At 53.1% G+C, this 1,151-nt stretch carries 1 protein-coding gene; it reads left to right on the top strand.

The features are described from left to right. On the top strand, positions 1-1,151 hold a 1,151-nt coding region (locus WAE59_RS25770; RefSeq protein ID WP_337858892.1), incomplete at both ends, for a PIG-L family deacetylase.

Raw genomic sequence — 1,151 nt, 5'->3', positions numbered from 1 at the left:
GAGATCTCCAGTGAAGTACCTGCTACTTACCTCCAGCTTTCTGAGCATGTGGAATTCATCCTGGACCAGGATGCGGCAAGTATGCTCACCCGTTTTGATACCCCATGGCTGGTCAAAGACTGCCTCTGGGATGAAAAACTGACCCGCAAAGCGGTGATCTGGCTGGCCAACTTCCTGGGCAAACCGGTGCTCAAGCTTACCGAGGACGACTATAATAACAACGGCATGTCGCAGCTGGCCGTAGAACGCGGACCGGTGTACAACATTAATATCAACATATTCAATAAACTGCAGCATACCATTACCGGATGGCCGGGGGGCAAGCCCAATGCAGATGATTCCCAAAGACCGGAAAGGGCGGAGCCTGCCAGCAAACGTGCCATTATCTTCTCACCACATCCCGACGACGATGTGATCTCTATGGGCGGTACGTTTATCAGGCTGGTAGACCAGAAGCATGATGTACATGTCGCTTACCAGACCTCCGGCAACACCGCGGTATGGGATGACGATGCATTGCGCTTTGTCGAGTTCAGCATCGACTTCTCTGAGAAAATGGGACTGGACAAAACTGAACTGACCGGTCTGTACCAGAAGATGCGCGAGTTCATGGAGCAAAAGCTGCCCAACCAGGTAGACACCCCGGAGATCCAGGCCGTCAAAGGGCTGATCAGGAAAGGGGAAGCCATTGCGGGGGCTCGCTATTGCGGACTGGAAGACGACCACATCCATTTCATGGCCCTGCCTTTCTATGAAAGCGGGAAGAACCAGAAGAACCCGGTTACTGATGCCGATGTGCTGCTGACCATGGAACTGCTGCAAAAAGTGAAACCACACCAGGTATTTGCCGCAGGGGATTTTGAAGACCCCCATGGTACACATATCGTTTGTTTCAACATCATCCTGGAGGCGCTCAGACGCCTCTCTGCTACCGAAGACTGGGTAAAAGACTGCTGGCTCTGGATGTACAGGGGTGCATGGCAGGAATTCGAAACCCACGAAATCGAAATGGCCGTACCCCTCAGCCCGCAGGAAGTGGAACGCAAGAAGTTCGCCATCTTCAAGCACCAGTCACAAAAAGACAGAGCGGTGTTCCCGGGGGATGATGCAAGGGAGTTCTGGAAAAGGGCCGAAGACAGGAACAGGGAAAC

It is taken from the genome of Pedobacter sp. GR22-6, from assembly GCF_037402555.1.
In the GTDB taxonomy this organism is placed as follows: Bacteria; Bacteroidota; Bacteroidia; order Sphingobacteriales; family Sphingobacteriaceae; genus Pedobacter.
The sequence above is the reverse complement of the archived record's forward strand: the minus strand, read 5'-3'. Positions and strand labels throughout refer to the sequence as shown.